This window comes from Methylorubrum aminovorans (genome assembly GCF_022179725.1).
GTDB classification, from domain to species: domain Bacteria; phylum Pseudomonadota; class Alphaproteobacteria; order Rhizobiales; family Beijerinckiaceae; genus Methylobacterium; species Methylobacterium aminovorans.
Genome location: NZ_BPRC01000021.1, coordinates 21,935 through 47,177, shown reverse-complemented (window position 1 = coordinate 47,177; position 25,243 = coordinate 21,935). Strand labels below are relative to the sequence as shown.

Here is a 25,243-nt window from a genome sequence, read left to right as displayed (position 1 = left end):
TCAATAATAACTGCAAGTGGTCCGCGGCCTTGTGGGACAATGAATCGAATTATAGAATTAACATATACTCTTGTAATTGGGTCTGGCGCATATTATTGAATCAATACAGCCCATTTAACTGGTGCAACTCTTTTATTCGATCGATCACACCAAGCTGGGTATGACAAGGGTGAGCTGATATCCGCTCTCGTCCAGCTTGCGCTCGACGGTCGCCTGAAGCTGCTGGAGCGACATCTCGATCAGCGACGTGCCGAAGCCTCGGCCGGCACTGACCGCGGTGCGGCGCGTCATCCGCTCGGTCCATTGCATGGCGAGCCCGTCGGACCGGTGCTCCCAGGTCACTTCGAGGCGACCGTCCTCCGCGCCGAGGGCTCCGTACTTCACGGAATTCGTTGCGCATTCGTGCAGGATCATCGCGAGCGAGGACACGTAGCGCCAGTCGACGGCCGTGGGTGGCCCCTCGATCGCGATCGGGATGTGGTCGCGGTAGGGCTGCAAGGTCGCGCCCACGAGGCTGCAGAGGTCGCTCATTCCCTGGTCGGTGGTGTGGTCGGCCAGCGAGTGGGCCCGGCCGAGCGCGGCGATGCGGTCGCGCATGTCGTGCGCGAAGGTCGCGACGTCCTGCTGCAAGCGGGCGCCCGCCGTGATCATCCCCCCGATGATCGCGAACAGATTTTTGACCCGATGATTCATCTCGCGAAGCATCAGGTCGCGTGTCTCGGTCAGCGCGTGCTCGGGCGAGACGTCGATGGAGACACCGATGATCCGGTGCGGTGCGCTGCCGACGATCAGTCGCCCGTAGCTCCGGACGTACCGGGTGGCGTGCCCGTCGCCCCGGACGTGCAGGCGCGCCTCGAAATCGCAGAGGCCCCGGGCCGCCTGCGCGAACGCGTCCCGCACCTCCCTGCGATCCTCGCGTCGCAGGCGCGCCTCCAGATCCGCGAGCGGGTGGCGCCCCTCGGAGGCGAGGTCGAGCATGGCGGCGGCCGTGGCATCGACCATGATGGTGTTGTCGTCGGGCAGATATTCCCAGATGCCGATCCCGCCGGCCTTGATCGCGAGGTCGAGCCGCTCCCGCTCGGCGGCGAGTTCGCGCTCGAGCGAGAGCGCCTCGGTGATGTCGGTGAGCACCAGGGTGGCGCCGTCGACGCTCGCGCTCTGCAGGCGGTAGGGCAGCACCCGCAGCGACAGGGTGCGCTCGCCGTCGCGGGTCACGACCCGCCGCTGGATCGCCGAACCACCCGCGCACACCGCCCGCGCGTCGGCCAGGTACTCCGGACCGGCGAGCCGCGTGGCGACGTCGGCGAGCGGTCGCCCACGGTCGCTCGGCTGCAGCGGGAAGATCGCGGTGGCCGAGCCGGTGAAGCTGCGCACGCGCAGGTCGCGATCGAGAACCACCACCGCGAGATCGGTCGATTCGAAGAAGTTGCGCAGGTCGGCGTTGGCGACGGTGAGCTGGTCGATCTTCGTCTTCAGCTCGTCGTTGACCGTGGTCAGCTCCTCGTTGGTCGATTGGAGCTCCTCGTTCATCGACATCATTTCTTCATTGGAACTCTTCAGCTCCTCGTTGGCGGTCTCCAGTTCCTCGACCGTCGAGCGCAGCTTGTAGCGGATGCGCAGCAACTCCTCTTCCAGCGCTTCGACGTGATCGCCGCCGGCATCCATCTCGACGAGGTCGGGGTCGCTCGACGGGCGGAAGGCGCCCGCGTCACGCAGAACGAGAAGCATGGTGGCGTCCGGCAGCGGATCACAGACAAGCTCGATCTGCTGGACCCCGTATTCGGACACCACCTCCACGTCCCGCACCACGACGCGCTTGCGAGCGTCGCGGGTCTGCCGCAGCAGGGGGCCGATCACGTCGCGCAGCCCTGGGCGCGCCAGCGTGATGGCGCTGGTGCCGCCGGTACGCGTCACGGGAAAGTCGAAGTAGCGGCTCAGGCGCCCGTAGGCCGCGATGATGGCGCCGTCCTCATTCAGGACCATGCTCGGCGGGGCGTAGCGCTCCAGCATGCGCCGGGCAGCGGCCGTCTCGTCGGCGATCGGTGCCGCCTTCTGCCCATCGTTCGGGTTGCGGCGCGCCTCGCTGCGCCGGGCATGTCCGGGCAGGTCGATCGGGTATTTCGGCGAGCCCGGCGGTCGCTCGAACAGGCGGGCGTGCTGGTCGATCGGCGGGAATAGCTGCTCGAACCGGCTGACGCTCTCCGAGGGGCCGAGGAAGAGGTAGCCGCCCGGCCGTACCGCGTAGTGGAACAGCGGCAGCACCGATTGCTGCAGACGGTCGTCGAAGTAGATGAGCAGGTTGCGGCAGGACAGAAGATCGATCCGCGAGAAGGGCGGATCCTTGACCAGGCTGTGGCTGGAAAAGCGGATGAGGTCGCGGATCTCTGAGGCGATCGTGAAGCGCTCGGCGTGGGGCACCACGTAGCGCTCGCGCAGGGGCGCCGGGATGTCGGCGAGTGCGGCGGCCGGGTAGGTCGCCTCGCGGGCGATCTGCAGCATGCGCTCGTCGATGTCGGTGGCGAAGATCTGGACCGCGAGCGGCAGGTCGAGGCGCCGCGCGGCGTCCGCGAACAGCATGGCGATCGAGTAGGCCTCCTCGCCGCTCGAACAGCCCGGGATCCAGACCCGGATGTCCTCGTCCGGATCGCGGTCGCGCAGCAGCGGCTCGATCGCCCGCTCGCGCAGGACCTCGAACATTTCCGCGTCGCGGAAGAATCGCGTGACGTTGATCAGCAGGTCGCGAAACAGCGCGTCGCACTCGGACTTGTCCGCCCGGATGCGGGCGAGGTAGTCGCGGCCCGCGTCGATGCCCAGCACGTGCATGCGCCGCTCGACGCGGCGGATGAGCGTCGTCCGCTTGTAGCCGGAGAAATCGTGCCCGACCGCGGTGCGGATCACCCGGCACAAGTCGTCCACATGGTCGGCGAGGCGTTCCGCCTGCTCATCGAGCGGGTCCGAACCGCGGCGGCGGAAGAAGGCCGCGAGGCAGTTCACGATCTCGCCGGGCGGCTGCACGAAGTCCACGAGGCCGGTGCCGACGGCCGACAACGGCATCCCGTCGTAGCGCGCGGTCTCCGGCTGCTGCACCACGCAGACGCCGCCATGCTCCTTCACAGCCCGCAGGCCGGTGGTGCCATCGGCGCCCGTGCCCGAGAGGATCACGCAGGCCGCGTTGGCTTGCTGATCGACCGCGAGCGATAGGAAGAAGTCGTCGATGGGGCGGCGCAGCCCGCGCGGCTGCAGGAATTCGGTGAGTTCGAGCACGCCCTGCTGGATGGCGAGCCCGCGACCGGGCGGGATGATGTAGACCGTGTCGCCCTCGATACGCTCGCTGCCCTCGCATTGCAGGACCTCGAGATCGGTATGCCGGTCGAGGAGCTGCGCCAGCATGCTCTCGTAATTGGGATCGAGGTGCTGGACGACGACGAAGGCCATGCCGGTCGGCGCCTGGGCGCGCGAAAGCATCTCGCGCAGGGCTTCCAGGCCGCCCGCTGAGGCCCCGATTCCGACGACGGGGCCGGCAAAGCGCGCCTCGGCCCCGGCTGCGCTTGCGCCGCTTCGCGCCTCGGGAGCCTCGGCCCGGGCCGTTTCAGGGAAATCCGGTTCCATCGAGATCCGCGAGGGTGAGCTTGGCTTGGGCGACGGTGGCGACGGTATTGGCAATCGCCTTGAGCGACCCTTCGAGGACGATCCCGCTCTCTGCGAGGGAGGGGCGCAGCCGGGACAGCGTTCGGCTCAGTTCGGCATCGTACGCCGCGAGCAGTTCGGGCTGCGAGCGGCTGACGTCGAATTGGGATGCGAAAAGAAAGCGCACCTCTCCGGACAGGGCCCGCAGCTTGGACATGTAGAGCAGGTTGACGAAGGGCCGCCCGTCCTTGCGGACGTTGAGGATGGTGGTGCGCACCGCGTTCACGCCGTCGCCTTCGAGGAAGGTGTGGATCTTCTCCCTCGCCTCGGGATTCTCGGCATCGCCCTGCAGCAGACGGCAGTTGCGCCCGACGACCTCCGGCGCGGTGTAGCCCGTCAGCTTGTGGAACGGCTCGTTGACGAGGAGCAGCGGATTGTCCGCGCCCACCCCCGCGAGCGCCAGGGCGATATGCGCCTGTTCGAAGTAGCGCTTGAGCGCGTCCGGAACGTTCGGGGAGGAAGACTGCGACTGCACGATGGATCCTTCGCCGCCTGCCGCCTCATCCCCGAGCGCGCGTGACCGTCGTCAGCGACGCGCCGAACTAACATAGGATCTGCATCGCCGGAACCGCGCCATCCTTGGTTCGGGGTGGTCTTAGCGTCGCCGGCTTCAATTCTTCAACAGCCCATCCGATCCTCGCCGGAACGTGATCAGATATCAGGCGTGCATCCAGGCCGCGTCGACCGCTGCGCAGGCAGTGTTGGGCTTAGACGCGCCGATGAAGACCACGTTCGGGCCGCGGGCCTCGTGCCGGGGATTATCGAAACCCAGCAGGTCTGGGGCGGTCTTCCGAAAGAAGCGCGCAGGCCGTCCCGTCGGAGCCGATGGTCGGCGACGACTCGGTCGCCGTGGCCCGCGTCGGGCACTGGGCCGTCAGAGCCGGCCGTCATCCAGCGCGCGGGCTCGGATCAGGATCGCTCATGACGGGACGAACCGTGTGTCCCGTGCGCACCCTTTGAAGGTCTCTGGCTCGGCAGGATAGGGCGTTCGCCTCCCAACGCGTGGGAGGGGACAACCCCTGCCCGGCTCGCTCAGCGCAACAGAGGCCCCATTGCCTCACGGCTGCTTGTGAATCGGATCGACCCAGTAGACCGTCTCGGGCCGCTCGGCGGCCTCGACGTCGGGCAGGTTGACCACCACCGCCTCATTGTCCGAGCGCACCAGCACGCAGTGCAGCGGCTCGTCGGTCGAGGCGTTGATCTCCTGGTGCGGCACGAAGGGCGGCACGAAGATGAAGTCGCCGGGCCCGGCCTCGGCCACGTATTCGAGCCGCTCGCCCCAGCGCATCCGGGCGCGGCCGGAGACGATGTAGATCACGCTCTCTAGGGCGCCGTGGTGATGCACGCCGGTCTTGGCGTCGGGCTCGATCGCCACCGTGCCGGCCCAGATCTTCTGGGCGCCGACGCGGGCGGCGTTGACCGCCGCCTGCCGGAACATGCCGGGCGTCTGCGCCGTGTTGGGATCGAGCCGGTCGCCGGGGATCACCCGCACGCCGTCGTGCTTCCAGCGCCCGGCGGCGCCAACGTCGTGAACATGATCGTGCGTGTGGCTGTCGCCGCTCTCGTGCATGGTGATCTCTCCTGCCCGATCATCGCACGGCGGCGAGCGCATCGGAAAACCCGGTGTCGAGGATCGCCTCGGCGCGCGGGGCGCGGACCGCCGGGATTAGGCCGGCGCGGACGTAGAGGTCGATGATGCGCTGCTGGTCGGCGATCACGCTCTCGTCGATCGGCACGGTGCGGTACCGGGCGCGCCCGAACCAGCGAAGCGGCACCGCCTCGGGCAGGCCGATCAGCCGCGACCACGCGGCGGCGTAGGGCGCCGGGTCGGTCAGCGCCCAGGCCCGCGCCTTGGCGAGGCGGGCGGCGTAGTCGGCCAGCAGCGCGCGTTTGGATTTGAGGACAGCCTCGCTTGCCACCGCGTAGCTGAGACCCGGCGTGATGCCGTTGCCGTCGCGGACCACCCGCACGAGGCCGGCGAGTTCGGCCGCGGAGGTGTAGGGCTCCCAGGTCGACCACGCATCGACCGCGCCGGAGGTCAGCGCCAGTTTGGCATCGGCCGGCGGCAGGAAGCGGAACTGCACGCTGTCCGCGGGCAGCCCCGCCTCTTCGAGGGCGGCGAGCACGACCTGATGGCCGATCGAACCGCGGTTGGTGGCGATGCGCTTGCCCTGCAAATCCGCGACGCTGCGGAGAGCGGAATCGGGTCGCACCAGAATGGCGAGCCCGTCCTGCCGGTTGCGGAAGGCGAGAAACGCCCTGACGGGAACGCCGGCGGCGGCCGCGAAGGTGAAGGGCGCGTCGCCCACGCCGCCCGCATCGATCGCACCCGCGTTCAGCGCCTCCAGCAGCGGGGCGGCGGCAGGGAACTCGCTCCATTCGAGGCGGTAGGGCAGGCCGTCGAGCACGCCTGCGGCCTCCATCAGGGCGCGGGCGTTGCCGCGCTGGTCGCCGACGCGCAAGACCTCCTCGGCGCGGGCCGGCGCGAGGGCGGCGAGTGCAAGCAGGATCAGGACGAGGAGGCGGGCCATCACGCGGCCTCCGCCGTGCCGCCGCGGCGGGCGAGCCGATCCTTGAAGGCGGGCAGCAGGTCGCGACCGTACTGGATCGCGTCCTCCAGCGGGTCGAAGCCGCGGATCAGGAAGGTGCGCACGCCGAGATCGTGATAGTCGAGCAGCGCCTCGGCGACCTGCTCGGGCGTGCCCACGAGCGCCGTCGAGTTGCCGGAGGCTCCCGTCTCGGCGGCGATCGCCGTGTAGAGCCGCTCGTCGAGGCGCGAGCCTTGCGCCGCCGCGGCGAGCAGGCGGCGCGAGCCCTCGTTCTGCGGGGCTGGCGCCGGTCCGAGTCCGCGGGCGGCACGCAGCCGCCGGGTTTCGGCGAGGATGGCCTCCGCTCGCGCCCAGGCCCGCTCCTCGGTCTCGGCCAGGATCGGGCGCAGCGACAGGCTGAAGCGCGGCGAACGCCCGTGCGGGGCGGCTGCCGCCCGCACCCGGCCGATCAGCTCGCGCACCTGCGCCTGGGATTCTCCCCACAGCGCGTAGGTATCGGCGTGCCGGCCCGCCACCGCGAGCGCGGCGGGCGAGGCGCCGCCGAAATAGATCGGAATCGCTTTCACCGGCTTCACCTCGGAGAAGCCGGCCTCGATCCGGTAATGCGCGCCCGCGTAGTCGAAGGGCGTCTCCGAGGTCCAGGCAAGGCGCAGGATGTCGAGGAACTCGCGGGTGCGGGCGTAGCGCTCGTCCTTGGTGAGGTGGTCGCCGTCGCGGGCAAGGTCGCGGTCGTCGCCGCCACTGATCGCATGGATCGCCACCCGCCCGCCGGTGAGCCGGTCGAGCGTCGCGAACTGGCGGGCCGCGACGGTCGGCGCGGTGAAGCCGGTGCGGTGGGCGATCATCAGTCCGATCCGCTCCGTGACGGTGGCGATCTCGGCGGCGATCAGCAACGGGTCGGGCGCCGTCGCGTAGAACGCCACCAGCACCCGGTCGAACCCGCCCCGCTCGTGCGCCTGCGCCAGCAGACGCAGGTAATCGGGCTCGATCGCCGGGCCGCGCGGGGCGCGCGACTCGGAGACCTCGTGCGGGGCGACGAAGCCGATGAACTCGGTCGCTTCGGGCGGCAGCAGGCTCATGCGGGATTCCTTCAATCAGACGCCAAGCGCGGCGCGGCCAGCGGCGACCCGCACCGCGTCGCCCTGCGGCCAGTGGATGCGCGCACACAGGACGTCGCGCAGGTGCCGCTCCAGCGGGTTGTTTCGCGAGAGCGCGGCGTTGCCGCAGAGCTCGGCGACCCGCTGCACGGCCTGGATCGCGTTCTCGGTGACGGTGAGCTTGACGAAGCCGGCCTCCTGCGGGGCCGGCGGCGCGCCCGCATCGGTCTCGGCCGCGAGGCTCGCCACGAGCCGGGCGTTGATCGACAGAAGCCGCTCGTTCTCGCCGAAGGCCTCGTGGAACCGTGGCAGGCTCGCGAGCGGCGCGCCGAGACTGCCGGGCACGCGCTCGTGCAGGAAGTGGCGGAACCACGCTTGCGCCGCCCGCGCGACGCCGTCGTAGAGCGTGGCGAGCAGGGCGCAGCTCCAGGCCTGCTGCAGCGGATCGGGCCGGCGCCAGTCTTCCGGGCGGCGCAGATCGACGGCGTGGTCGCCCGGCACGAAGGTCTCCTCGAACACCACGTCGTGGCTGCCCGAGGCGCGCAGGCCCAGATGGTCCCAGCTCTCCTCGATGCGGATGCCCGGGGACGACATCGGCACCAGCCAGTTGCCGATCCGCGGCTCGGCCTCGTCGGTGCGGGCGAAGACGAGGCCGTAGGAGAGCCCCGGTGCGCCCGTCGAATAGATTTTTCGGCCCGTGACGCGCCAATCGCCGCCGTCGCGCCGGGCGATCGTCGCGGGCAGGCCGCCGCGGGCGGGGGTGCCCAGATCGGGCTCGACCCTCAGCGCGTTGATCAGGGCGCCGTTCGTCACGGCCTCGCGCCCGACACGGTCGGCGAGCGCGCGCGGCCAGGATGTGCCGTCGCGGTGGATCAGCCCGTGCTGGAGCAGCGTCATCGCCAGCACCAGGGCGACCGCCGGATCGCCCGCGCCGATGGCACCGACGACCTGCGCCGCCCGCACCAGCCCGCCGCCGCCGCCACCGAGCCGCTCCGGTGCGGCGAGCCCAATCAGGCCAGCCTCACGCAGCGACGCGATGGGCGCATGCGGGAAGGCGCCGCTGCGGTCGCGCTCGCCGGCGGTCGCGGCGAACCCTTCGGCGAGCGTCCGGACGGTTTCGAGGAGCGCGGTCATCGAAGGGTCATGGGACGAAGGGTCATGGGGCGAAGGGGCATGGGGCACGAATGAAAGGTCCGGATCAGCCGTTGGGCCGCGTGCGGAGGTGAGAGGCAGACTGTATTTATGCTCGGCGCGCAGCATCGTTCAGTCAACGAAACGTATTTCCAAAGTCGAGACCGCCGGAAGGATGTTCTGCCCGCGCGCCCCGAGATACCGGAAGATCACGCTTTGACCTGCCGCCGAGGCGCAGGACATCTGCTGTGAGCGCAGACTCGGCTCGTTCTTGCCCGATCATCCTTCCGTGACGTCACCGCTGTCCGATGCTCAGGCATGGATCGCCGCCGAACCAGAATGCCGAATGGAAAATCTTCTTGTCCGAACCGTCTTCGAAAAATTCTATCGCAAGAAACGCTCCATCTTGGAAAAATGCTTCGATTGACTTTGCTGTTGCGCGAATGAAGACTGAATAAATCGGCCCGACCAACGAGGCTGCTCCCGATATCGACACGCCACGCCGTCCCGGCCCACCGGGCGGATGTCCGCGCGTGTGTCCCCTTCTCGGAGACGACCATGACCGACGAGCCCTCGCGCCCCGGCCTTCTGCCGTCGCGCCGGTTCCTGCTCCGCACGGGCGCCGCCGCGGCGGCTCTGCCCCTCGGGTTCGGAAGCGGCGGCGTGCGCGCCTGGGGGCCCGGCCCGGCGGTGCCGTTCGATCCCGGCTCGATCTGCCGCCCCGCCGTCGCGGAGGCCGCCGCCGGGCCGCTGAAGCCGATCAAGCTCGCCTGGAACGCCACCGCGGTCTGCACCGCCGCGGCGCCGCTGGCCAAGGAGCGCGGCATCTTCGCCGCCCACGGCCTCGACGTGGAGTTCGTCAATTTCGGCGGCTCGACCGAGGCGCTGTTGGAAGCCATCGCCACCGGTAAGGCCGATGCCGGCATCGGCATGGCGTTGCGCTGGCTGAAGCCCCTGGAGCAGGGCTTCGACGTGAAGATCACCGCCGGCCTGCACGGCGGCTGCCTACGGTTGCTGGGGGCGAAATCGGCCGGCATCACCGACATCGCGGCGCTCAAGGGCAAGACGATCGCGATCAGCGATCACGCCAGCCCGGCCAAGAATTTCTTCGCGCTCCTGCTCGCCAAGGCCGGCATCGATCCGGAAACCGGCGTCGAGTGGCGGCAATACCCGGCCGACCTCCTCAACCTCGCGGTCGAGAAGGGCGAGGCGCAGGCGCTGGCCGATTCCGATCCGCGCACGTGGATCTGGCTGAAGGACCCGAAATTCACCGAGGTCGCCACCAACCTCTCGGGTGAGTACGCCGATCGGACCTGCTGCGTGGTGGCGATGCGCGGCAGCCTGATCCGGGCCGACCGCGCGGCGGCCACGGCCCTCACCCGCGCCGTGCTGGAAGCCGGTCACCGCGTTCACGCGGACCCGGAGGACGCCGCCCGCATCTTCTCCGGCTACGGCGGCCGGGGTTCGGTCGAGGATCTCGCCGCGATGCTGCGGAGCCAGCACCACGGCGACCGTCCGGTCGGCGCCGACCTCAAGCGCCAGCTCGTGCTCTACGGCGACGAACTGAAACAGGTGAACGTCCTCAAGCGCTCGACTGATACGACCAAGTTCGCCGAGCGCGTCTATGCCGACGTGCTGAGCTGAGGGCGCATCCATGGCCAGCCTGACCGGATTCGCCGGCACCCTGCCCGCCGCCGGGCGCCTTCCCCGCCCGCCGCTGAGGGCGCTCGCCCTCGGTGCGGCGTGGCTCGCGCTCGCGGGCGCGACCTACGCCCTGCCCGAGGAGGGCGACTTTCCCCACACCGTGGGTTTCGCGGGCGGGGCGCTGGCCCTCGGGCTCGTCCTGCCTCCGCTCACCGCCTTTTCGGCGCGCCTCGGCCGGGCCGGGGCCTCGCTCGCATATTGGACGCCCTGGCTGACGCTCGTCGCACTCGGTTTCCTCGCCTGGGAGCTGATCACCGCGAAGTTCGCGCTCCTGCCGATGCCGTTCTTTCCGCCGCCGCAGGCGATCCTGGAGGTCTTTCTCGACGACTGGCCCCGGCTCGGCGGCAGCATCCTGGCCTCGCTGAAGCTGCTCGCGGGCGGCTACGTCATCGGCGCCGGCCTCGGCTTCGCGCTCGGCGTGGCCATCGGCTGGTCGAAGGCGGTGGGCTACTGGGCTCATCCGGTCCTCCGCTTCGTCGGGCCGCTGCCAGCGACCGCGTGGCTGCCGCTCGCCTTCTTCGTGTTTCCCTCCTCGTGGTCGGCCAGCACCTTCCTGATCGCGCTCGCCACCGGCTTCCCGGTCACGGTGCTGACCTGGTCGGGAGTCGCCGGGGTCAACAAGGCCTATTTCGACGTGGCGCGCACGCTGGGCGCCTCGCCCGCTTTCCTCGTGCTGCGGGTCGCGGTGCCGGCGGCCCTGCCGCACGTCTTCGTCGGGCTGTTCATGGGGCTCGGCGGCTCGTTCGCCGTGCTGGTGGTGGCCGAGATGCTGGGCGTGAAGGCCGGCCTCGGCTGGTATCTGCAATGGGCGCAAGGCTGGGCGGCCTACGCCAACCTCTACGCCGCACTGATCGTGATGGCGCTGATGTGCTCCGGGCTGATCACCCTGCTGTTCGCCCTGCGCGACCGGGTGCTCTCCTGGCAGAAGGGATTGGTCCAATGGTAGCCGTGACGCTCGAACGCCCTGCCGCCACCGCCGCCGGATCGCGCCTCGCGGTCGAGGCCGTCTCCCACGCCTTCGACCTCCGCGGCACGGCGTTGCCCGTCCTCGATCGTATCAGCCTCGACGTGGCGCCGGGCGGCTTCGTGGCTCTGCTCGGTCCCTCCGGCTGCGGCAAGTCCACCCTGCTGCGCCTCGTCGCCGGGCTGGAGCCGCCGGGCGCCGGCCGCATCGCCGTCGATGGCCGGCGGGTCGAAGGTCCCGATCCGTCGCGCCTCCTCGTGTTTCAGGACCCGACGCTCTATCCCTGGCGCAGCGTGCGGGGGAACGTGATGCTCGGGCTGGAGGCCCGCGGCGTCACGAGGCCCGAGCGGGCGGCGAAGGTCCAGACGGCGCTCCGCCTCGTCGGGCTCGATGGCTTCGCCGAGGTGTTTCCGCACCAGCTCTCCGGCGGCATGGCCCAGCGCGCGGCGCTCGCCCGCGCGCTCGTGAACGCACCGCGGCTGCTCCTCCTCGACGAGCCGCTCGGCAAGCTCGACGCCCTGACCCGGCTCGCGCTCCAGGCCGAGATTCTGCGGCTGTGGCAGGAGACTCGCTTTACCGCGCTCCTCGTCACCCACGATGTCGAGGAGGCTCTGGTGCTGGCCGAGCGCGTGATCGTGCTCTCCGACCGTCCGGCCGCGATCCGCGCGGACCTTCCCGTCGATCTCCCCTATCCACGCCACCGCGACGATCCCGAACTGGTGCGCCTGCGCCGAACGATCCTCGGCATCCTCGGCCAACCGATCTGATCGGCTGCCCCGACGCGCAGGCCGCACCGGCAATCGTCCGACGCGCGGGAAACCGCCTGTCGGGACGATGCTTTCAGGTGATGCGTCCGACTTCGGAAAGGCCTGAGCGAGACGCGCAGCACGTCCCGCAAGGCCTCCCAGTCGCTGCGCGGCGACGGCGAGCACCGGATGCGCCTCGACGAAGTGATCGAGAGACCCTCCGCCGGGCCGGTCACGACAGGCAGGCCAAAGCCAAGGAAACCTCGCTCGGCGGCCTCGCCGTCAACGGCGCCGACTGCTGAGAAGGCCTGCGCCGCGCCCGCGGGCTCATCCGAAGATGAGGACGAGCGAGACGAGGACGCAGACCACGAACACCGCGAGGCAGATCCAGGCCCAGTGGCCGCCATGCGGCGTGCGGATCGAGATGCTCTCCAGGGGGGCGGCGGTGCGGCTCGTGTCGTGCGTGCCGTCGCTTACCTTCCGCAGGGTCGGGTTGAGGGGCGCACCGTCGAGGCGCTGCTGATCGTTCACGATAGGACGCCTTCTCTCACGTGCGGGACCATTCTCATCGGCGGGACAGGGCATCGTGCCGGCACGATGCCCTGTCTCGTTGTTTGCGCATCGTCTTTTTCTGAGCGCCGGCCACCACCTTTCGGGACGATAGGTGAGGGCGTCACGGCGGGGCGCTGCCCGAGGCGGGTAGGCGCGACAGGCTCTCGGCGTCGAGGACGACGCCCTCGATCGTCGCGTCTTCGGCCAAGTGCAGCACGAAGCCGGCGGCACTCATCGTCCAGGCACGGGCATCCAGCATCTCGGCGATCTTGTCGGCCACCATCTCGAAGGACAGGGTCTTTCCGGGGATCCGGCGCTGGTGGCGCAGCACGTGCCAGCCGAAGCGGGACCGGACCGGAACACGTCCCGTGGTGCCCTCGGTCAGAGCCTCCAGCGCCGCCTGGATCTCCGGCACCAGTTCGCCCCGGCGCAACTGGCCGAGCGATCCGTCCTGACGCGCTGTCGGACAGGCGGAGAAGCCGCGCGCGGCCTCGGCGAAGTCGCCCGGATCGTCGCCGAGTTCGGTCGCCAGCGCACGCGCCTCCCGCTCCGCCTGCTGCCAGCCCGCCGCGTCGTCGGAGGCCGGCTCGAACAGGATGTGGGACGCCTCGAACAGGTCCGGCATGCGGAAGCGGTGGAGGTTCGCCTCGTAGTAGCGACGGCACTCCGCCGCGCCCGCCCGCTGCGGCTCGGGCGCGAGATCGAGGGCCGCGCGGATCAGCGCTTCCTCGGCCAGTTCCCACCGCCCGGCCTCGTCCCGTTCCGGGCGGGACGCGAACCCCGCCGCCCGGCCGGCCTGGAGTAGCAACTCGCGCACGACGAGGGCCTGCGCCGCCGCTCGCCAGGCGGCGGCGCCGTCGCCTGCGGGATGATGCTGGATCTCGCGGGCGATCGCCTCGGCCGCGATCGCCACGCCGTTGACGGAGACGGGGACCTCGCTCGGCGGCGGCACGGGCGGTTTCGACGCCGAGGCACAGCCGCAGCCGCTGCCGCAGCCGGTCGGCATCGCCGGGTCCGGACGGCGGTCGATGATGAGCGTGGCACTCATTGCGCGCTCTCCGCCTGAGCCCGTCCGATCGAGGCTGCCCCGCTGATCGCGCCGGCGAACGGGTCGGCCACCGCCTGCGCCGGTCCGCGCCGCGACCGCACGACCTGATAGCCCGGCCGGAACAGGTACCAGACCGGTGCGCTGAAGACGTGCACGAGCCGGGTGAAGGGCGTGATCAGGAAGATCGTCAGGCCGATGACGATGTGCAGCCGGTAGACCAGGGCCGTTTCCAGCAGGAGGTCCGCCGCGCCGGGCTGGAAGGTGAGAAGGCCCTGGGCCCATCCCATGAAGCGCACCATCTCGTGCCCGTCGAGCGCCTGGAACGTCCAGTAGAAGCTGCCGATGCCCACGATCAGTTGCAGCCAGATCAGGACGAGCACGAGTATGTCGCCGATGGAGGAACTGCGCCGGATGCGGGCATCGAACAGGCGGCGGTGCAGCAGGAGCGAGCAGCCGATCAGGGCGGCGATGCCGGCGATGCCGCCGACCGTGATGGCCATCAACTGCTTGGCGGTGTGGCTGATGCCGAACCGCTCGAACAGCGCGATCGGCGTCAGCAGGCCAACGAAATGGCCCACCAGAATGACCAGGATGCCGAGGTGGAACAGGTTCGATCCGAGCAGCATCTGCTTGCGCCGGAGGAACTGCGAGGATTCCGAGCGCCAGGAATACTGCGCCCGATCGAAGCGCAGGATGCTGCCGAACACCAGAACCGTCACGGCAAGGTACGGATACCAGCCGAAGAGGAGATAATTGACCGCCTCCCACATCTCAGCCTCCTTTTGTTTGATCTCTATCTCTTTGTTTAACCGCGCTTTCTTTCAGCGAACCCACGTCCACGTCGCCGGAAAGCGCTCTGGCATCGCGCTGGGCGGCGCGCAGGCGCGTCATCAGCGCGGATGGCTGGGAGGCGTCCCCGAGGGGCGCGCTGAAATCGATCGGCGCATCCTCCCAGGCCCGGTCGATCTCGGCGGGGGTCGCCGGATCGCGGTAGTCGGGAAGGTCCCGGACCTGTCCGGTGCAGGGCCGGCGCTTGGCCAGATGCAGCAGGTTGTGCAGCACGCCCGCGTAATAGGTCTCCCGCTCGGTGAGCCGCTGTTCCAGAACCTCCAGAACGTGGGCCGGCTGGGCGAGCCATTCCTCCGCCTCGTCGTTCGGCAGGATCGACAGGAATTCGAGGAACATCGGCAGGTAATCGGGAAGCTCGGCCTCCCGCATCATGAAGCCGCGGGCGAGATAGGCTTGGCCCAGATCGATCATCGCCTGCCCGCGCTGGCGGCCGTCGCCGTGGACATGCTCGAAGAGATGCAGCGAGAGCGCGCGCGAACTGTCGAACAATTCGCAGTAATGCGCTTGCAGATCGAAGACGTCCTGGCTTGCGAACGCCTCGAAGAGCGGTTCGAGGCGGGCCAGGGCCTCGGGCGGCAGTTCCGCCTCCCCGTGCAGGGCCTCGCGGACCGCGCCGCTATGGGCCTGCAGGTCTTCGCTCGGATAAGCGATCAGCACCGACAGGGCGCGCAGCGTATACCTCATAGCGGCACGTCCATGTAGGGCTTGCGCGGCGTGCGCTTGGCGCCGCCGAACAGGTTCGTCTTCGTGGCGCCGTTGGTGGGCTCGTCGAAGGAGAAGCCGGTCGAGCCGCGCAGATGGTAGGCGTTCTCGTTCACCTCGCGATGGCTGGTCGGAATGACGTAGCGGTCCTCGTAGGCCGCGAGCGCCATGTAGCGGTACATCTCCTCGACCTGATGCGCGGTGAGCCCGACCTCCTCCGCGATCCGCTCGTCGAGGCGCCCGTCCACCGTCTTGGCGCGCATGAAGGCGCGCATGGCTAGCATCCGCCGCAGCGCCGAGACAATCGGCGCCTCCTCGCCCGCGGTGAGCATGTTGGCGAGGTAGCGCATCGGAATGCGTAGGCTCTCGACATCCGGCATCCCGTTCTTGGCCGAGATCTTGCCGGCCTCGGCTGCCGACTGGATCGGCGAGAGCGGCGGCACGTACCAGACCATCGGCAGGGTGCGGTATTCGGGGTGCAGCGGGAAGGCGACCTTCCATTCCATCGCCATCTTGTAGACGGGCGACAGGATGGCGGCGTCGAGCCACTCCTCCGGCACGCCGTCGAGCAGCGCCTGCCGCCGCACGGCGGGGTCGTTCGGATCGAGGAAGATCGAGAGCTGCGACTCGTAGAGCGACTTCGGGTTCTCGACGGAGGCCGCCTCCTCGATGCGGTCGGCATCGTAGAGCATGACGCCGAGATAGCGGATCCGCCCGACGCAGGTTTCGGAACAGACGGTGGGCTGACCGGCTTCGATGCGCGGGAAGCAGAAGATGCACTTCTCTGATTTTCCTGAAGACCAGTTATAGTAGATCTTCTTGTAGGGGCAGCCGGAGACGCACATGCGCCAGCCGCGGCACTTTTCCTGATCGATCAGGACGATGCCGTCCTCCTCCCGCTTATAGATCGCGCCTGAGGGGCAGGAGGCGACGCAGGTCGGGTTGAGGCAATGCTCGCAGAGGCGCGGCAGATACATCAGGAAGGTTTTCTCGAACTGGCCGTAGATCTCCTTCTCGATGCCGTCGAAATTGGCGTCCTGGGAACGGCGGGAGAACTCGCCGCCGAGATCGTCCTCCCAATTGCCCGACCACTCGATCTTGTTCATCACCTCGCCGGTGATGAGCGAGCGCGGCTTGGCGGAGGGCTGGGCCTGAAGCTCGGGGGCCTGCTGCAGCCAGCCGTATTCGAACGTATAGGGTTCGTAGAAATCGTCGATCTCGGGCAGGTCGGGATTGGCGAAGATCTTCGAGAGGACGCGCCATTTGGCGCCGATCTTCGGCTCAATGCGGCCGTTGGACTTCCGGGTCCATCCGCCCTTCCAGCGGTGCTGGTTCTCCCAATCCTTCGGATAACCGATGCCGGGCTTCGACTCGACATTGTTGAACCAAGCGTATTCAACACCTTCACGATTGGTCCAGACGTTCTTGCAGGTGATCGAGCAGGTGTGGCAGCCGATACACTTGTCGAGGTTGAGCACCATGCCGATTTGCGCGCGAACCCTCATGCCGCCGGCTCCTTCGACTTGGTGTTCGGATTGACGCCGTGCCCGCCCCAATCGGCGGTGGCGTCCGTGTTGAACGTGTCGTCGACGGCTTTGTCGAACCAGTTGACGTGGCTCATCTTGCGGATGATCACGAATTCGTCGCGGTTGGCGCCGACCGTTCCGTAGTAATTGAAGCCGTAGGCGAACTGGACGTAGCCGCCGATCATGTGCGTCGGCTTCATGTTGATGCGAGTGATGGAGTTGTGCACGCCGCCGCGCTGATTGGTGATCTCGGAGCCGACCGTATTCACGAGCTTTTCCTGCGCGTGATACATGATCGCCGAGCCCTCCATGATGCGCTGGGAGACGATCGCGCGGGCGGTCACGGCTCCGTTGACGTTGAAGGCTTCGATCCAGTCGTTGTCCTCGATGCCGGCCTTGCGGGCATCGACCTCGCTGATCCAGATCGTCGGGCCGCCGCGGTTGAGGCTGAGCAGCAGGAGGTTCTCGGTATAGCTCGAGTGGATTCCCCATTTCTGGTGCGGCGTGAGGATGTTGAGCTGGATCTCGGGGTGCCCGTTCGGCAGCTTGCCGGCGACCTGCGCCACGGTCCTGGTGTCGATCGGCGGACGCCACGTCACGAAGCCCTCGCCGAAGGCCAGCATCCACGGATGGTCGAGGAAGAGCTGCTGCCGCCCCGTCAGGGTGCGCCAGGGGATGAGCTCGTGAACATTGGTATAGCCGGCGCTGTAACAGACCTTCTCGCTCTCAAGCCCGGACCAGATCGGTGAGGAGATGATCTTGCGCGGCTGAGAGACGACGTCGCGGAAGCGGATCTTCTCCTCCTCCTTGCCGGCCGCGAGGTGGGCGTGGTCGCGTCCGGTCGCCCGGCCCAGGGCCTCCCACGCCTTGACCGCGACCTGCCCGTTGGTCTCCGGCGCGAGCATCAGGATCGTCTCGCAGGCGTCGATGTCGGTCAGGATCTTCGGCCGTCCCGCCGCCGGCCCCGCCTCGACGCGGCCGTTCAGCGCGCCGAGTTGGGAGATTTCGGCCTGGGTGTTCCATTCCAGGCCCTTGCCGCCGTTGCCGAGTGTATCGAGCTTGGGGCCGAGCGCCGTGAACCGCTCGTAGGTCGCGGGATAGTCGCGCTCCACCACGGCGATCGACGCCATGGTTCGGCCCGGCACCGGCTCGGTCTCGCCGCGGCCCCAGTCGAGCGGGGCGTAGGGCTGGGCGAGTTCGGCGGCGCTGTCGTGCTGGATCGGGTTGAGGACGATGTCCTTTTCGACACCGAGCTCGCCCTCGCAGAGGCGGGAGAAGGTCTGGGCGATGGTGCGGAAGATGTCCCAATCGCTGCGCGCTTCCCAGACCGGATCCACCGCGGCCGTCAGCGGATGGATGAAGGGATGCATGTCCGAGGTATTGAGGTCGTGCTTCTCGTACCAAGTCGCCGTCGGCAGGACGATGTCGGAATAGAGGCTCGTGGTCGACATGCGGAAGTCGATGTTGACCATCAGGTCGAGCTTGCCTTTGGGCGCCTCCTCCCGCCACACGACCTCCGTCGGCCGGATGCCGTCCTCGGTCCCGACGACGCCGTGCGAGGAGCCGACGAGATGCTTGAGGAAGTATTCGTGCCCCTTGCCGCTGGCGCCCAGCACGTTGGAGCGCCAGAAGAACATGTTGCGCGGCCAGTTCTGCGGCGCATCCGGGTCTGACATGGCGAACTGGACCTCGCCCGACTTCAAAAGGCGCGGCAGGGCCGTGGCGGGCTCCTCGCCCCGTGCCTCCAGGCTGCGGGCCAGCGCCAGAGGATTGATGCCGAGCTGCGGAGCGGACGGGAGCCAGCCCATGCGCACCGCGCGCAGGTTGTAGTCGAGCATCGAGCCCGACCAGTCGCCGGGGGGCGCCGTCGGCGAGAGGATGTCGGAGACGTCGAGCGTCTCGTAGCGCCACTGGTCGGAATGCGCGTAGAAGAACGACGTCCCGTTCATCTGGCGCGGCGGGCGTACCCAATCGAGGGCGAAGGCCAGCGGCAGCCAGCCGGTCTGCGGGCGCAGCTTCTCCTGCCCGACGTAGTGCGCCCAACCGCCGCCCGATTTGCCCACGCAGCCGCACAGGATGAGCAGCGCGATGATACCGCGATAGCTCATGTCCATGTGGTACCAGTGGTTGATCCCGGCCCCGACGATGGCCATGGCGCGCCCATCGGTCTTCTCGGCGGTCTCGGCGAATTCCCGCGCGGTCTGCAGGATTGCCTGCCGCGGCACGCCGCAGATGCGCTCCGCCCAAGCCGGGCTGAACGGCACGTCGTCGTCGTAGGTCGCCGCGACGTCGTCCCCACCGAGACCGCGGTCGACGCCGTAATTGGCGCAGAGCAGATCGAACACGGTGGCGGCGAGCGCCTCCCCGTCCTTCAGCGCGACGCGGCGCAGAGGCACGAGCCGGCTCAGCACCTCGGGGTGATCGGTGGCGACGAAGCCTCCCGGCGCGATGCCGCCGAAATAGGGGAAGGAGACCGGCGCCAGCCGGTCCTCGATGCCGGCGAGCGACAGGCGTAGGCGAGTTGGCGCGCCGGCGCCGTCGGTCTCTTCCAGGTTCCACTTGCCGGGATCGCCCCAGCGAAAGCCGGCCGAGCCGCGGGGGCAGACGATGCCCCCGTCCTGATCGAGCGCGACGGTCTTCCAATCCGGGTTCGCCGCCTCGTCGAGGCCGCCCGTGAAGTCGGCGGCGCGCAGGAAGCGGTCGGGGAGCAATTTGCCGTCCCGCTCGACCAATTTCACCAGGAACGGCATGTCGCTGTAGCGGCGCGCGTAGTCCTGGAAGTACGGCACCTGCCGGTCGATGTAGAATTCTTTCAGGACGACGTGGCCGAGCGCCAGCGCCAAAGCGGCGTCGGTGCCCTGCTTCGGGTGCAGCCAGAGGTCGGCGAACTTGCAGGCCTCGCTGTAATCGGGCGAGATGACGACGCTCTTCGTGCCCTTGTAGCGGGCCTCCGTGTAGAAGTGGGCGTCCGGCGAGCGGGTCTGCGGGATGTTCGAGCCCCAGACGAGCAGGAAGCCGGCATTGTACCAGTCGGCGCTCTCTGGAACGTCGGTCTGCTCGCCCCAGGTCTGCGGCGAGGACGGCGGCAGGTCGCAGTACCAGTCGTAGAAGCTCAAGGAGGTGGCGCCGATCAGCGACAGGTAGCGCGTGCCTGCGGCGTAGGACACCATCGACATGGCGGGGATCGGCGAGAAGCCGACGATCCGGTCGGGCCCGTATTCCTTGATCGTGTGGATGTTGGCCGCCGCGATGATGTCGGCGACCTCGTCCCAGGTCGCCCGCACGAAGCCGCCGCGTCCCCGGCGCGTCACCCAGGCGGCGCGGGTCTCGCCATCCGTGACGATCTTCCGCCAGGCATCGACCGGCCCGAGCGTGGCACGGGCCACGCGCCACGCTTTCAGCATTCGGGCGCGCACGAGCGGGTATTTGATGCGCGTTCCCGAGTAGAGATACCAACTGTAGCTCGCGCCCCGCGGGCAGCCGCGCGGCTCGTGGTTGGGCAGGTCGGGCCGCGTGCGGGGATAGTCGGTCTGCTGCGTCTCCCAGGTGACGATCCCGCCCTTGACGTAGATCTTCCACGAGCAGGAGCCGGTGCAGTTCACGCCGTGCGTGGAGCGGACGATCTTGTCCGAGGCCCAGCGCTTTCGATAGGTGTTCTCCCAGGCGCGCGGCTCGTCGGTGGCCACACCCCAGCCGTCGGAGAAGGTCTCGCGGCGCTGTCGGAAGAAGGTCAGGCGGTCGAGGAAGTGGCTCATGCCCGTCGCTCCGTCGTCCTGAAGAGCCCGCGCGGACCGGTGTAGAAGAACCACGTGGCCGCGGCGCAGGTGATGAAGAAGGCGGCGAAGCCGTAGAGCGCCGCATCGGCACTTCCGGAGACGTCGATCGAGGTTCCGAAGGCTTTGGGGATGAAGAAGCCGCCATAGGCCGCGATCGCCGAGATGAAGCCGGTGATGGCCGCGCTCTCCCCTTCCGCCCGGCGCCGCCGCTCCTCGGCGCTCGCCTGTGGCGCCTCGGCCTCGACGACCCGCGCCATGATCCCCGGCACCATCTGGAAGGTCGAGGCGTTGCCGACGCCGCTCGAGAAGAACAGCAGCAGCGTCATGGCGAAGAAGAGCGGAAAGCTGCGGATTTCGAGCGCCCAGATCAGGAGCAGCGCAAAGACGATCATCGAGACGAAGACCCAGAGGGTCACGCGTTCGCCGCCGAGCCGGTCCGACAGCCCGCCCGAGAAGGCGCGCGACAGGGCGCCGACCAGAGGCCCGATGAAGGCGTAGTGCAGGGCGCTGACCTCGGGAAAGACCAGCCGCGTCAGGAGCGGGAACGCGGCGGACATGCCGATGAAGGTGCCGAAGGTGCCGGTGTAGAGCCAGCACATCACCCAGGTGTGCAGGTGGCGGAAGATCACCATCTGCTCGCTGAACGACGCCTTGGCCGAGGCGATGTCGTTCATCCCGAGCCAGGCGGCGATGACGCCGGCTCCGATCAGCGGCACCCAGACGAAGCCGGCATTCTGCAGCCAGATCGTGGCGCCGTCGGGCGTGGTCTGCGGGTTTCCTGAGAGAGCCCCGAACAGGCTCATCGAGACGACGATGGGGACGGCGAGCTGCATCACGCTGACGCCGAGATTGCCGATGCCCGAATTGATCGCGAGCGCACGGCCCTTCTCCCGCTTCGGAAAGAAGAAGGAGATGTTGGCGACCGACGAGGCGAAGTTGCCGCCGCCGAAGCCGCACAGGAGCGCCAGCGTCAGGAAGATCAGGTACGGCGTCTGCGGGTTCTGGACAGCGTAGCCGATGCCGAAGGCGGGGATGAGGAGCGTGCCGGTCGAGAGCGCCGTCCACAGGCGTCCGCCGAAGACGGGCACGAGGAACGAGTAGAAGATGCGCAAAGTCGCGCCGGAAATCCCCGGCGCCGCCGCCAGCCAGAAGAGCTGGTTCGAGGTGAAGGTGAAGCCCGCCGCCGGCAGCCAGGCGACGACGATGCTCCAGAGCTGCCAGACCGCGAAGGCGAGCGCGAGGCAATAGGTGGAGATCCAGAGGTTGCGCCGGGCGATGGCGCGCCCCGTGCTCTCCCAGAATTGTGGATCTTCCGGCCGCCAATCCGTCAGGAGGTGCGCGTCCGGCACCCCCGGCTCGGGGCGGCGGCGCTCGTCGGGCGCCGGGACGTCGCGCACGGTGCCGACGGGGCGTGCGGGCGCGCCGATCGGTGCGCTCGGTCGCGCTGCCGCCTGTTCCATTCTCTGGATCGACACGTGCATCCAGACGAGCGAGGCCGTGACGACGAGGAAGAGCAGCGCGAAGCAGGCGGTTCGCACCCCCGTCAGATCCTCCAGCACGCCGAAGGCGACCGGCAGGAGGAAGCCGCCGAGACCGCCGATCATCCCGACGAGCCCGCTGACCGCTCCGACATCGTGCGGGTAGTAGACCGGCACGTGCTTGAACACGGCGGCCTTGCCGAGGCTCATGAAGAAGCCGAGCACGAACATGATGACGAGGAACGGGGTGAGCCCCAGACTCGTCGAAAAGCGGATCGGCTCGCGGATCCCCTCGATGATGTAGGTGGTCGGCGGATAGGACAGCATGAAGGTGGACAGGATGCCCACGCCGAAGGTCCAGTAGAGCACCGCGCGGGCGCCGTAGCGGTCGGACAGCACGCCGCCATAGATGCGGAACAGGCTGGCCGGCACCGAGTAGAAGGCCGCCAGCATGCCGGCCGAGGACAGGGACAGCCCGTAGGTCGAGACGAGATAGTGCGGCAGCCACAGCGCCAGCGCGACGAAGCCGCCAAAGACGAAGAAGTAATACAGTGAGAAGCGCCAGACCTGGGCGTGGACGAGCACCTTGAACTGGGCCAGGAACGGCTCGCGCGCCGCTTGGGCGTCGGCGGCGCTGCGCGGCTCGTCCCGGGTGAGGAGCAGGAACAGCACCGCGGTGATGGCGAGGCCCGCCGCCCAGACCTCGGCGACGCCGCGCCAGCCCATGGCGACCATGACGAAGGGCGCGAGGAACTTGGTGACGGCGGCGCCGACATTGCCGGCTCCGAAGATGCCGAGCGCGGTGCCCTGCCGTTCCGGCGAGAAGAAGCGCGAAACGTAAGGGACGCCGACGGAGAAGGTGCCCCCGGCCAGACCGACGACGAGGCCAGCGAGCAGCATCGTCACATAACTGTTGGCCCAGATCAGCGCGTAGGTCGCGGCCGCCGAGATGAACATGAGCGCGGCGAAGATCTTGCGGCCGCCGTAGCGGTCGGACCACATGCCGAGAAACAGCCGCGATACGGAGCCGGACAGGATCGGGGTGCCGACCAGAAGTCCGAACTGGCTCTCGGACAGCCTCAGCTCATCCTTGATCCCGATGCCGATGATGGCAAAGATCGTCCAGACCGCGAAGCTGGCCGTGAAGGCCGCGGTGCTTGTCCAGAGAACCTGATTGGCTTTTTCGTCTGTGCCGCTTGGCGAGGTGACCAATGTTGCCACAGGCGTTTCTCCGGTCCGAGCTTGCCGAATGGGCGCGTAAGGCAGACGTGTGGAATGGATCTCCGCGAGTATGTTTCGCAGGCATGATGGTTTGAGCGCGCCTTGTTGGCATAAAGGCGCCGCTTGCAGTGGCTTCTACGCAGATAACCGTGCGTATGATCAGTAAACCAAGTGGTCGGATAGGGTGACTTGTGGGAACGCTAGCCTGTATCACGCTGGTTGTATAGAGATCGGATGTTAAAAACGCTGTTTGAATGCTGTTGGATGGGCTGAACCTGCGGATCGGCCGCGAAGGCGCCGACCGAGATCGCAGAGCCGCCGCCCGCGTCTCGACCATGACAGGCTTCGCGGGGCGCGCTTTGATCGATCGTAAGATCTGGAGGCGGGAAGGGATGATCGGCGTTCGCGCCGATCACGTCCGCGATCGTAGCCCGGTCGCGCAGCGCCTGCAGGTCCACCGCCCGTTCGGACTGGCCTTGCGGCGACTTCCCTCCTTGATCGCGGGACGATGGGCTCACCCTTCGGGAGAAGGAATAGATTGCCGGTGACGAAGTCATGAGGATCGCGGCGCATCGCCGGAGACCGGCGAAATCGGTCATTTGCGAGCGGTCACAATCGATTGATGAGCCGCAGGCTCCCGCAGATGCCGCGACAGGCATGGCCGATCGCCGGATGGTGCAGTCTTCGCGGTTGGATTCACGGAGCATAAAGGCGCGTCGTCGTAGCGTGTTCGAGCGAGCCCGTCTCATATCGGGGATAAGCCCGGTGGTGCTGAGACCGCGGGGGAAGCGGCATCGACGAAGACCAAGCCTTGAAAGCCTCTCAGCTCATCCCGCATCGCCGGTGCTGTTCAGCATCAAAGAGTCTGAGGTCTCGGTTCGTCCGTAACGTCGACGGCATTGCCGCGGTCGAACTTTCGCTCGTCATCCTGCCGCTCTTCGTCTTGGTGATGGTGATCATGGAGGCGTCGATCCTCGCTTTCGCCCAGCACCAACTCGACGTCTCGGTTCAGCGGGCGACGCGCCTCGTCCGGACAGGCGCTTTCCAGGAGGATGGCGCCGGTGATGTCGCGCAGCAGATGCGAAGCCTCCTCTGCGGTTCGGGCCTTCGATTCTATCAATGCGAGGAGATGCGATTCGATCTCGTGCGCTCCGCCACCTTCGCCATCAAGCAGATCGCGCCGGCCTACGATGCCGGCCGCGGCGATTGGGCCACCGGATTTGGCAGCCAGTTCGATTGCCCGTTGGGCGGTTCCGTTCACGTTCTGCGCGCCGCCGTGCCGATGCTGCGGCCGTTCCGGTTCCTGGATTACACCGGCCAGCAGATGCCCGGCGGCAAGCAACTCCTCACCTCGACCGCGGTCTTCCGCGCGGAAAACTACGCGGCAAGCTCATGTTCATGAGGCTGCGCCGTCTGTTCCCAGCGGAACATCCGCTCACCCAGGCCCTCATCCGGATCGGCCGGGCGCAGGGTGGGGCGAGCGCCGTCGAGTTCGCCTTCATCGCGCCCGTCCTCCTGCTCCTGTTCGTGGCCACGATCGAAATCCCGCGGGCCATCGCTACCAACAACCGTCTCGCCCAGGCCACGATCGCGATGGCCGACCTCGCCTCCAAGAGCGATTACGGCGATATCAACGACGTGTACTCGGCCGCTCAGGTCGTGGCGTCCCCCTATAGCCTGAGCGGCATCGGCATCGTGCTGACGGCCGGCGGGGTCTATCAGAGCGGAAACGACTTCGTGGCCAGGGTCTGCTCCAGCGTCCAGCAGGGAGGCACGGCCCGCGCCGTCGGCTCCGATATCGGTCCTCCGCCGGCGGGGACGGCCTCGAAAGGGGATCGCTTCGTCATGGCCGAGACGCGGCTGCCCTATCGGCCGCTCTTCTCCTTCTTCCCATTCCTCAACGATCTGACGTTCACGGCAAAGACCGTGTGGCCGGTGCGCGAAGGCATTGCGAGGAACGGGCAGGTCGAGGTCGTCCTGCCGGGCGGAAATCCCTGTCCGGCGTGATCCCGACGTGAGGCTTCGGTCACGCCTTGCGGGAGCTGGCGGCAGGCTTGGCAAGTCATCGAGCTTGGTAAGTCGTCGCGCTTGGCAATTCGTCGGTCGAGCGTTGTCATTGTAAATCGTGCGTAAACCGTACCGTCACTGCTCCGCCGATGCCAAGTATGACCTATTAACTCGGGAGAATTACTCCTGCGATGGGATGGGGCAGG

Annotated in this window: 19 protein-coding genes and 1 pseudogene; 6 read left to right on the top strand and 14 right to left on the bottom strand. The window is 68.1% G+C overall.

What is annotated here, in order from left to right; all coding sequences use genetic code 11:
• Window positions 1-144 precede the first annotated feature (144 nt).
• The 6 genes from MFF24_RS21410 to MFF24_RS21385 form a co-directional block, all read right to left on the bottom strand.
• A complete protein-coding gene (locus MFF24_RS21410; RefSeq protein WP_238227351.1) occupies window positions 145-3,609 on the bottom strand; it encodes a chemotaxis protein CheB in 3,465 nt (1,154 codons plus the stop codon).
• Window positions 3,590-4,162: a PAS domain-containing protein gene (locus MFF24_RS21405; RefSeq protein WP_166060239.1), complete on the bottom strand. Its 573-nt coding sequence runs from the start codon at window positions 4,160-4,162 to the stop codon at window positions 3,590-3,592. Before MFF24_RS21405 ends, MFF24_RS21410 begins: the two co-directional genes overlap by 20 nt.
• A 582-nt stretch (window positions 4,163-4,744) precedes the next feature.
• Window positions 4,745-5,257, bottom strand: coding sequence for a cupin domain-containing protein (locus MFF24_RS21400; protein WP_108943013.1), 513 nt, complete (start codon window positions 5,255-5,257; stop codon window positions 4,745-4,747).
• A 19-nt stretch (window positions 5,258-5,276) separates the two neighbouring features.
• Window positions 5,277-6,218 carry an ABC transporter substrate-binding protein gene (locus tag MFF24_RS21395; protein ID WP_108941303.1) on the bottom strand — a complete coding sequence of 314 codons (942 nt, stop codon included), beginning with the start codon at window positions 6,216-6,218 and terminating at the stop codon, window positions 5,277-5,279.
• On the bottom strand, window positions 6,218-7,315 hold the full coding sequence (locus MFF24_RS21390; protein WP_108941302.1) for an LLM class flavin-dependent oxidoreductase: 1,098 nt from the start codon (window positions 7,313-7,315) through the stop codon (window positions 6,218-6,220). Before MFF24_RS21390 ends, MFF24_RS21395 begins: the two co-directional genes overlap by 1 nt.
• Window positions 7,316-7,330: 15 nt before the next feature.
• Window positions 7,331-8,467, bottom strand: coding sequence for an acyl-CoA dehydrogenase family protein (locus tag MFF24_RS21385; protein WP_238227350.1), 1,137 nt, complete (start codon window positions 8,465-8,467; stop codon window positions 7,331-7,333).
• 555 nt (window positions 8,468-9,022) lie between these two features.
• Here MFF24_RS21385 and MFF24_RS21380 point away from each other — a divergent pair.
• From MFF24_RS21380 to MFF24_RS28970, 4 genes and pseudogenes are all read left to right on the top strand, one after another.
• Entirely contained in the window at window positions 9,023-10,108 is a 1,086-nt protein-coding gene (locus tag MFF24_RS21380; RefSeq protein WP_238227348.1) for an ABC transporter substrate-binding protein, read from the top strand.
• 10 nt (window positions 10,109-10,118) lie between these two features.
• Entirely contained in the window at window positions 10,119-11,114 is a 996-nt protein-coding gene (locus MFF24_RS21375; protein WP_238227347.1) for an ABC transporter permease, read from the top strand.
• The gene (locus MFF24_RS21370; protein WP_108941299.1) at window positions 11,108-11,899 is read left to right on the top strand and encodes an ABC transporter ATP-binding protein; all 792 of its coding nucleotides are present in this window, start codon (window positions 11,108-11,110) and stop codon (window positions 11,897-11,899) included. The genes MFF24_RS21375 and MFF24_RS21370 overlap by 7 nt, the downstream gene beginning before the upstream one ends.
• A 132-nt stretch (window positions 11,900-12,031) precedes the next feature.
• Window positions 12,032-12,180: pseudogene (locus tag MFF24_RS28970) on the top strand (L-serine ammonia-lyase); the annotation flags it as partial.
• 25 nt (window positions 12,181-12,205) lie between these two features.
• Here MFF24_RS28970 and MFF24_RS21365 read toward each other — a convergent pair.
• From MFF24_RS21365 to MFF24_RS21330, 8 genes are all read right to left on the bottom strand, one after another.
• Window positions 12,206-12,409, bottom strand: coding sequence for a hypothetical protein (locus tag MFF24_RS21365; RefSeq protein ID WP_108941298.1), 204 nt, complete (start codon window positions 12,407-12,409; stop codon window positions 12,206-12,208).
• A gap of 142 nt (window positions 12,410-12,551) precedes the next feature.
• Entirely contained in the window at window positions 12,552-13,478 is a 927-nt protein-coding gene (locus tag MFF24_RS21360; protein ID WP_238227345.1) for a peptidylprolyl isomerase, read from the bottom strand.
• Window positions 13,475-14,248, bottom strand: coding sequence for a respiratory nitrate reductase subunit gamma (gene narI / locus MFF24_RS21355; protein WP_108941296.1), 774 nt, complete (start codon window positions 14,246-14,248; stop codon window positions 13,475-13,477). Before narI ends, MFF24_RS21360 begins: the two co-directional genes overlap by 4 nt.
• Window position 14,249: 1 nt before the next feature.
• The gene (narJ, locus tag MFF24_RS21350) at window positions 14,250-15,011 is read right to left on the bottom strand and encodes a nitrate reductase molybdenum cofactor assembly chaperone (protein ID WP_238227344.1); all 762 of its coding nucleotides are present in this window, start codon (window positions 15,009-15,011) and stop codon (window positions 14,250-14,252) included.
• Complete coding sequence (gene narH / locus MFF24_RS21345; RefSeq protein WP_238227342.1) at window positions 15,008-16,534, bottom strand: nitrate reductase subunit beta; 1,527 nt, start codon at window positions 16,532-16,534, stop codon at window positions 15,008-15,010. Before narH ends, narJ begins: the two co-directional genes overlap by 4 nt.
• Entirely contained in the window at window positions 16,531-20,310 is a 3,780-nt protein-coding gene (locus MFF24_RS21340; RefSeq protein WP_238227334.1) for a nitrate reductase subunit alpha, read from the bottom strand. The genes narH and MFF24_RS21340 overlap by 4 nt, the downstream gene beginning before the upstream one ends.
• Window positions 20,307-23,021 (bottom strand): nitrate/nitrite transporter, encoded by a 2,715-nt coding sequence (locus MFF24_RS21335; protein WP_238227429.1) that lies wholly within the window; start codon window positions 23,019-23,021, stop codon window positions 20,307-20,309. The genes MFF24_RS21340 and MFF24_RS21335 overlap by 4 nt, the downstream gene beginning before the upstream one ends.
• A 209-nt stretch (window positions 23,022-23,230) precedes the next feature.
• Window positions 23,231-23,629, bottom strand: coding sequence for a hypothetical protein (locus MFF24_RS21330; protein WP_238227332.1), 399 nt, complete (start codon window positions 23,627-23,629; stop codon window positions 23,231-23,233).
• Between the two features lie 350 nt (window positions 23,630-23,979).
• On the opposite strand from MFF24_RS21330, the gene MFF24_RS21325 reads away from it, so the two are divergent.
• Together MFF24_RS21325 and MFF24_RS21320 are read left to right on the top strand one after the other, a co-directional pair.
• Complete coding sequence (locus MFF24_RS21325; protein ID WP_238227427.1) at window positions 23,980-24,432, top strand: pilus assembly protein; 453 nt, start codon at window positions 23,980-23,982, stop codon at window positions 24,430-24,432.
• Window positions 24,429-25,037 (top strand): TadE/TadG family type IV pilus assembly protein, encoded by a 609-nt coding sequence (locus tag MFF24_RS21320; RefSeq protein WP_238227330.1) that lies wholly within the window; start codon window positions 24,429-24,431, stop codon window positions 25,035-25,037. Before MFF24_RS21325 ends, MFF24_RS21320 begins: the two co-directional genes overlap by 4 nt.
• Window positions 25,038-25,243 lie beyond the last annotated feature (206 nt).

Coding starts and splice junctions, on each gene's coding strand:
- MFF24_RS21410 (WP_238227351.1), bottom strand. CDS start 3,609: ATGGAACCGGATTTCCCTGAAACGGCCCGGGCCGAGGCTCCCGAGGCG.
- MFF24_RS21400 (WP_108943013.1), bottom strand. CDS start 5,257: ATGCACGAGAGCGGCGACAGCCACACGCACGATCATGTTCACGACGTT.
- MFF24_RS21395 (WP_108941303.1), bottom strand. CDS start 6,218: ATGGCCCGCCTCCTCGTCCTGATCCTGCTTGCACTCGCCGCCCTCGCG.
- MFF24_RS21390 (WP_108941302.1), bottom strand. CDS start 7,315: ATGAGCCTGCTGCCGCCCGAAGCGACCGAGTTCATCGGCTTCGTCGCC.
- MFF24_RS21385 (WP_238227350.1), bottom strand. CDS start 8,467: ATGACCGCGCTCCTCGAAACCGTCCGGACGCTCGCCGAAGGGTTCGCC.
- MFF24_RS21380 (WP_238227348.1), top strand. CDS start 9,023: ATGACCGACGAGCCCTCGCGCCCCGGCCTTCTGCCGTCGCGCCGGTTC.
- MFF24_RS21375 (WP_238227347.1), top strand. CDS start 10,119: ATGGCCAGCCTGACCGGATTCGCCGGCACCCTGCCCGCCGCCGGGCGC.
- MFF24_RS21370 (WP_108941299.1), top strand. CDS start 11,108: ATGGTAGCCGTGACGCTCGAACGCCCTGCCGCCACCGCCGCCGGATCG.
- MFF24_RS21360 (WP_238227345.1), bottom strand. CDS start 13,478: ATGAGTGCCACGCTCATCATCGACCGCCGTCCGGACCCGGCGATGCCG.
- narI (WP_108941296.1), bottom strand. CDS start 14,248: ATGTGGGAGGCGGTCAATTATCTCCTCTTCGGCTGGTATCCGTACCTT.
- narJ (WP_238227344.1), bottom strand. CDS start 15,011: ATGAGGTATACGCTGCGCGCCCTGTCGGTGCTGATCGCTTATCCGAGC.
- narH (WP_238227342.1), bottom strand. CDS start 16,534: ATGAGGGTTCGCGCGCAAATCGGCATGGTGCTCAACCTCGACAAGTGT.
- MFF24_RS21340 (WP_238227334.1), bottom strand. CDS start 20,310: ATGAGCCACTTCCTCGACCGCCTGACCTTCTTCCGACAGCGCCGCGAG.
- MFF24_RS21330 (WP_238227332.1), bottom strand. CDS start 23,629: ATGACCGATTTCGCCGGTCTCCGGCGATGCGCCGCGATCCTCATGACT.
- MFF24_RS21325 (WP_238227427.1), top strand. CDS start 23,980: ATGGTGATCATGGAGGCGTCGATCCTCGCTTTCGCCCAGCACCAACTC.
- MFF24_RS21320 (WP_238227330.1), top strand. CDS start 24,429: ATGAGGCTGCGCCGTCTGTTCCCAGCGGAACATCCGCTCACCCAGGCC.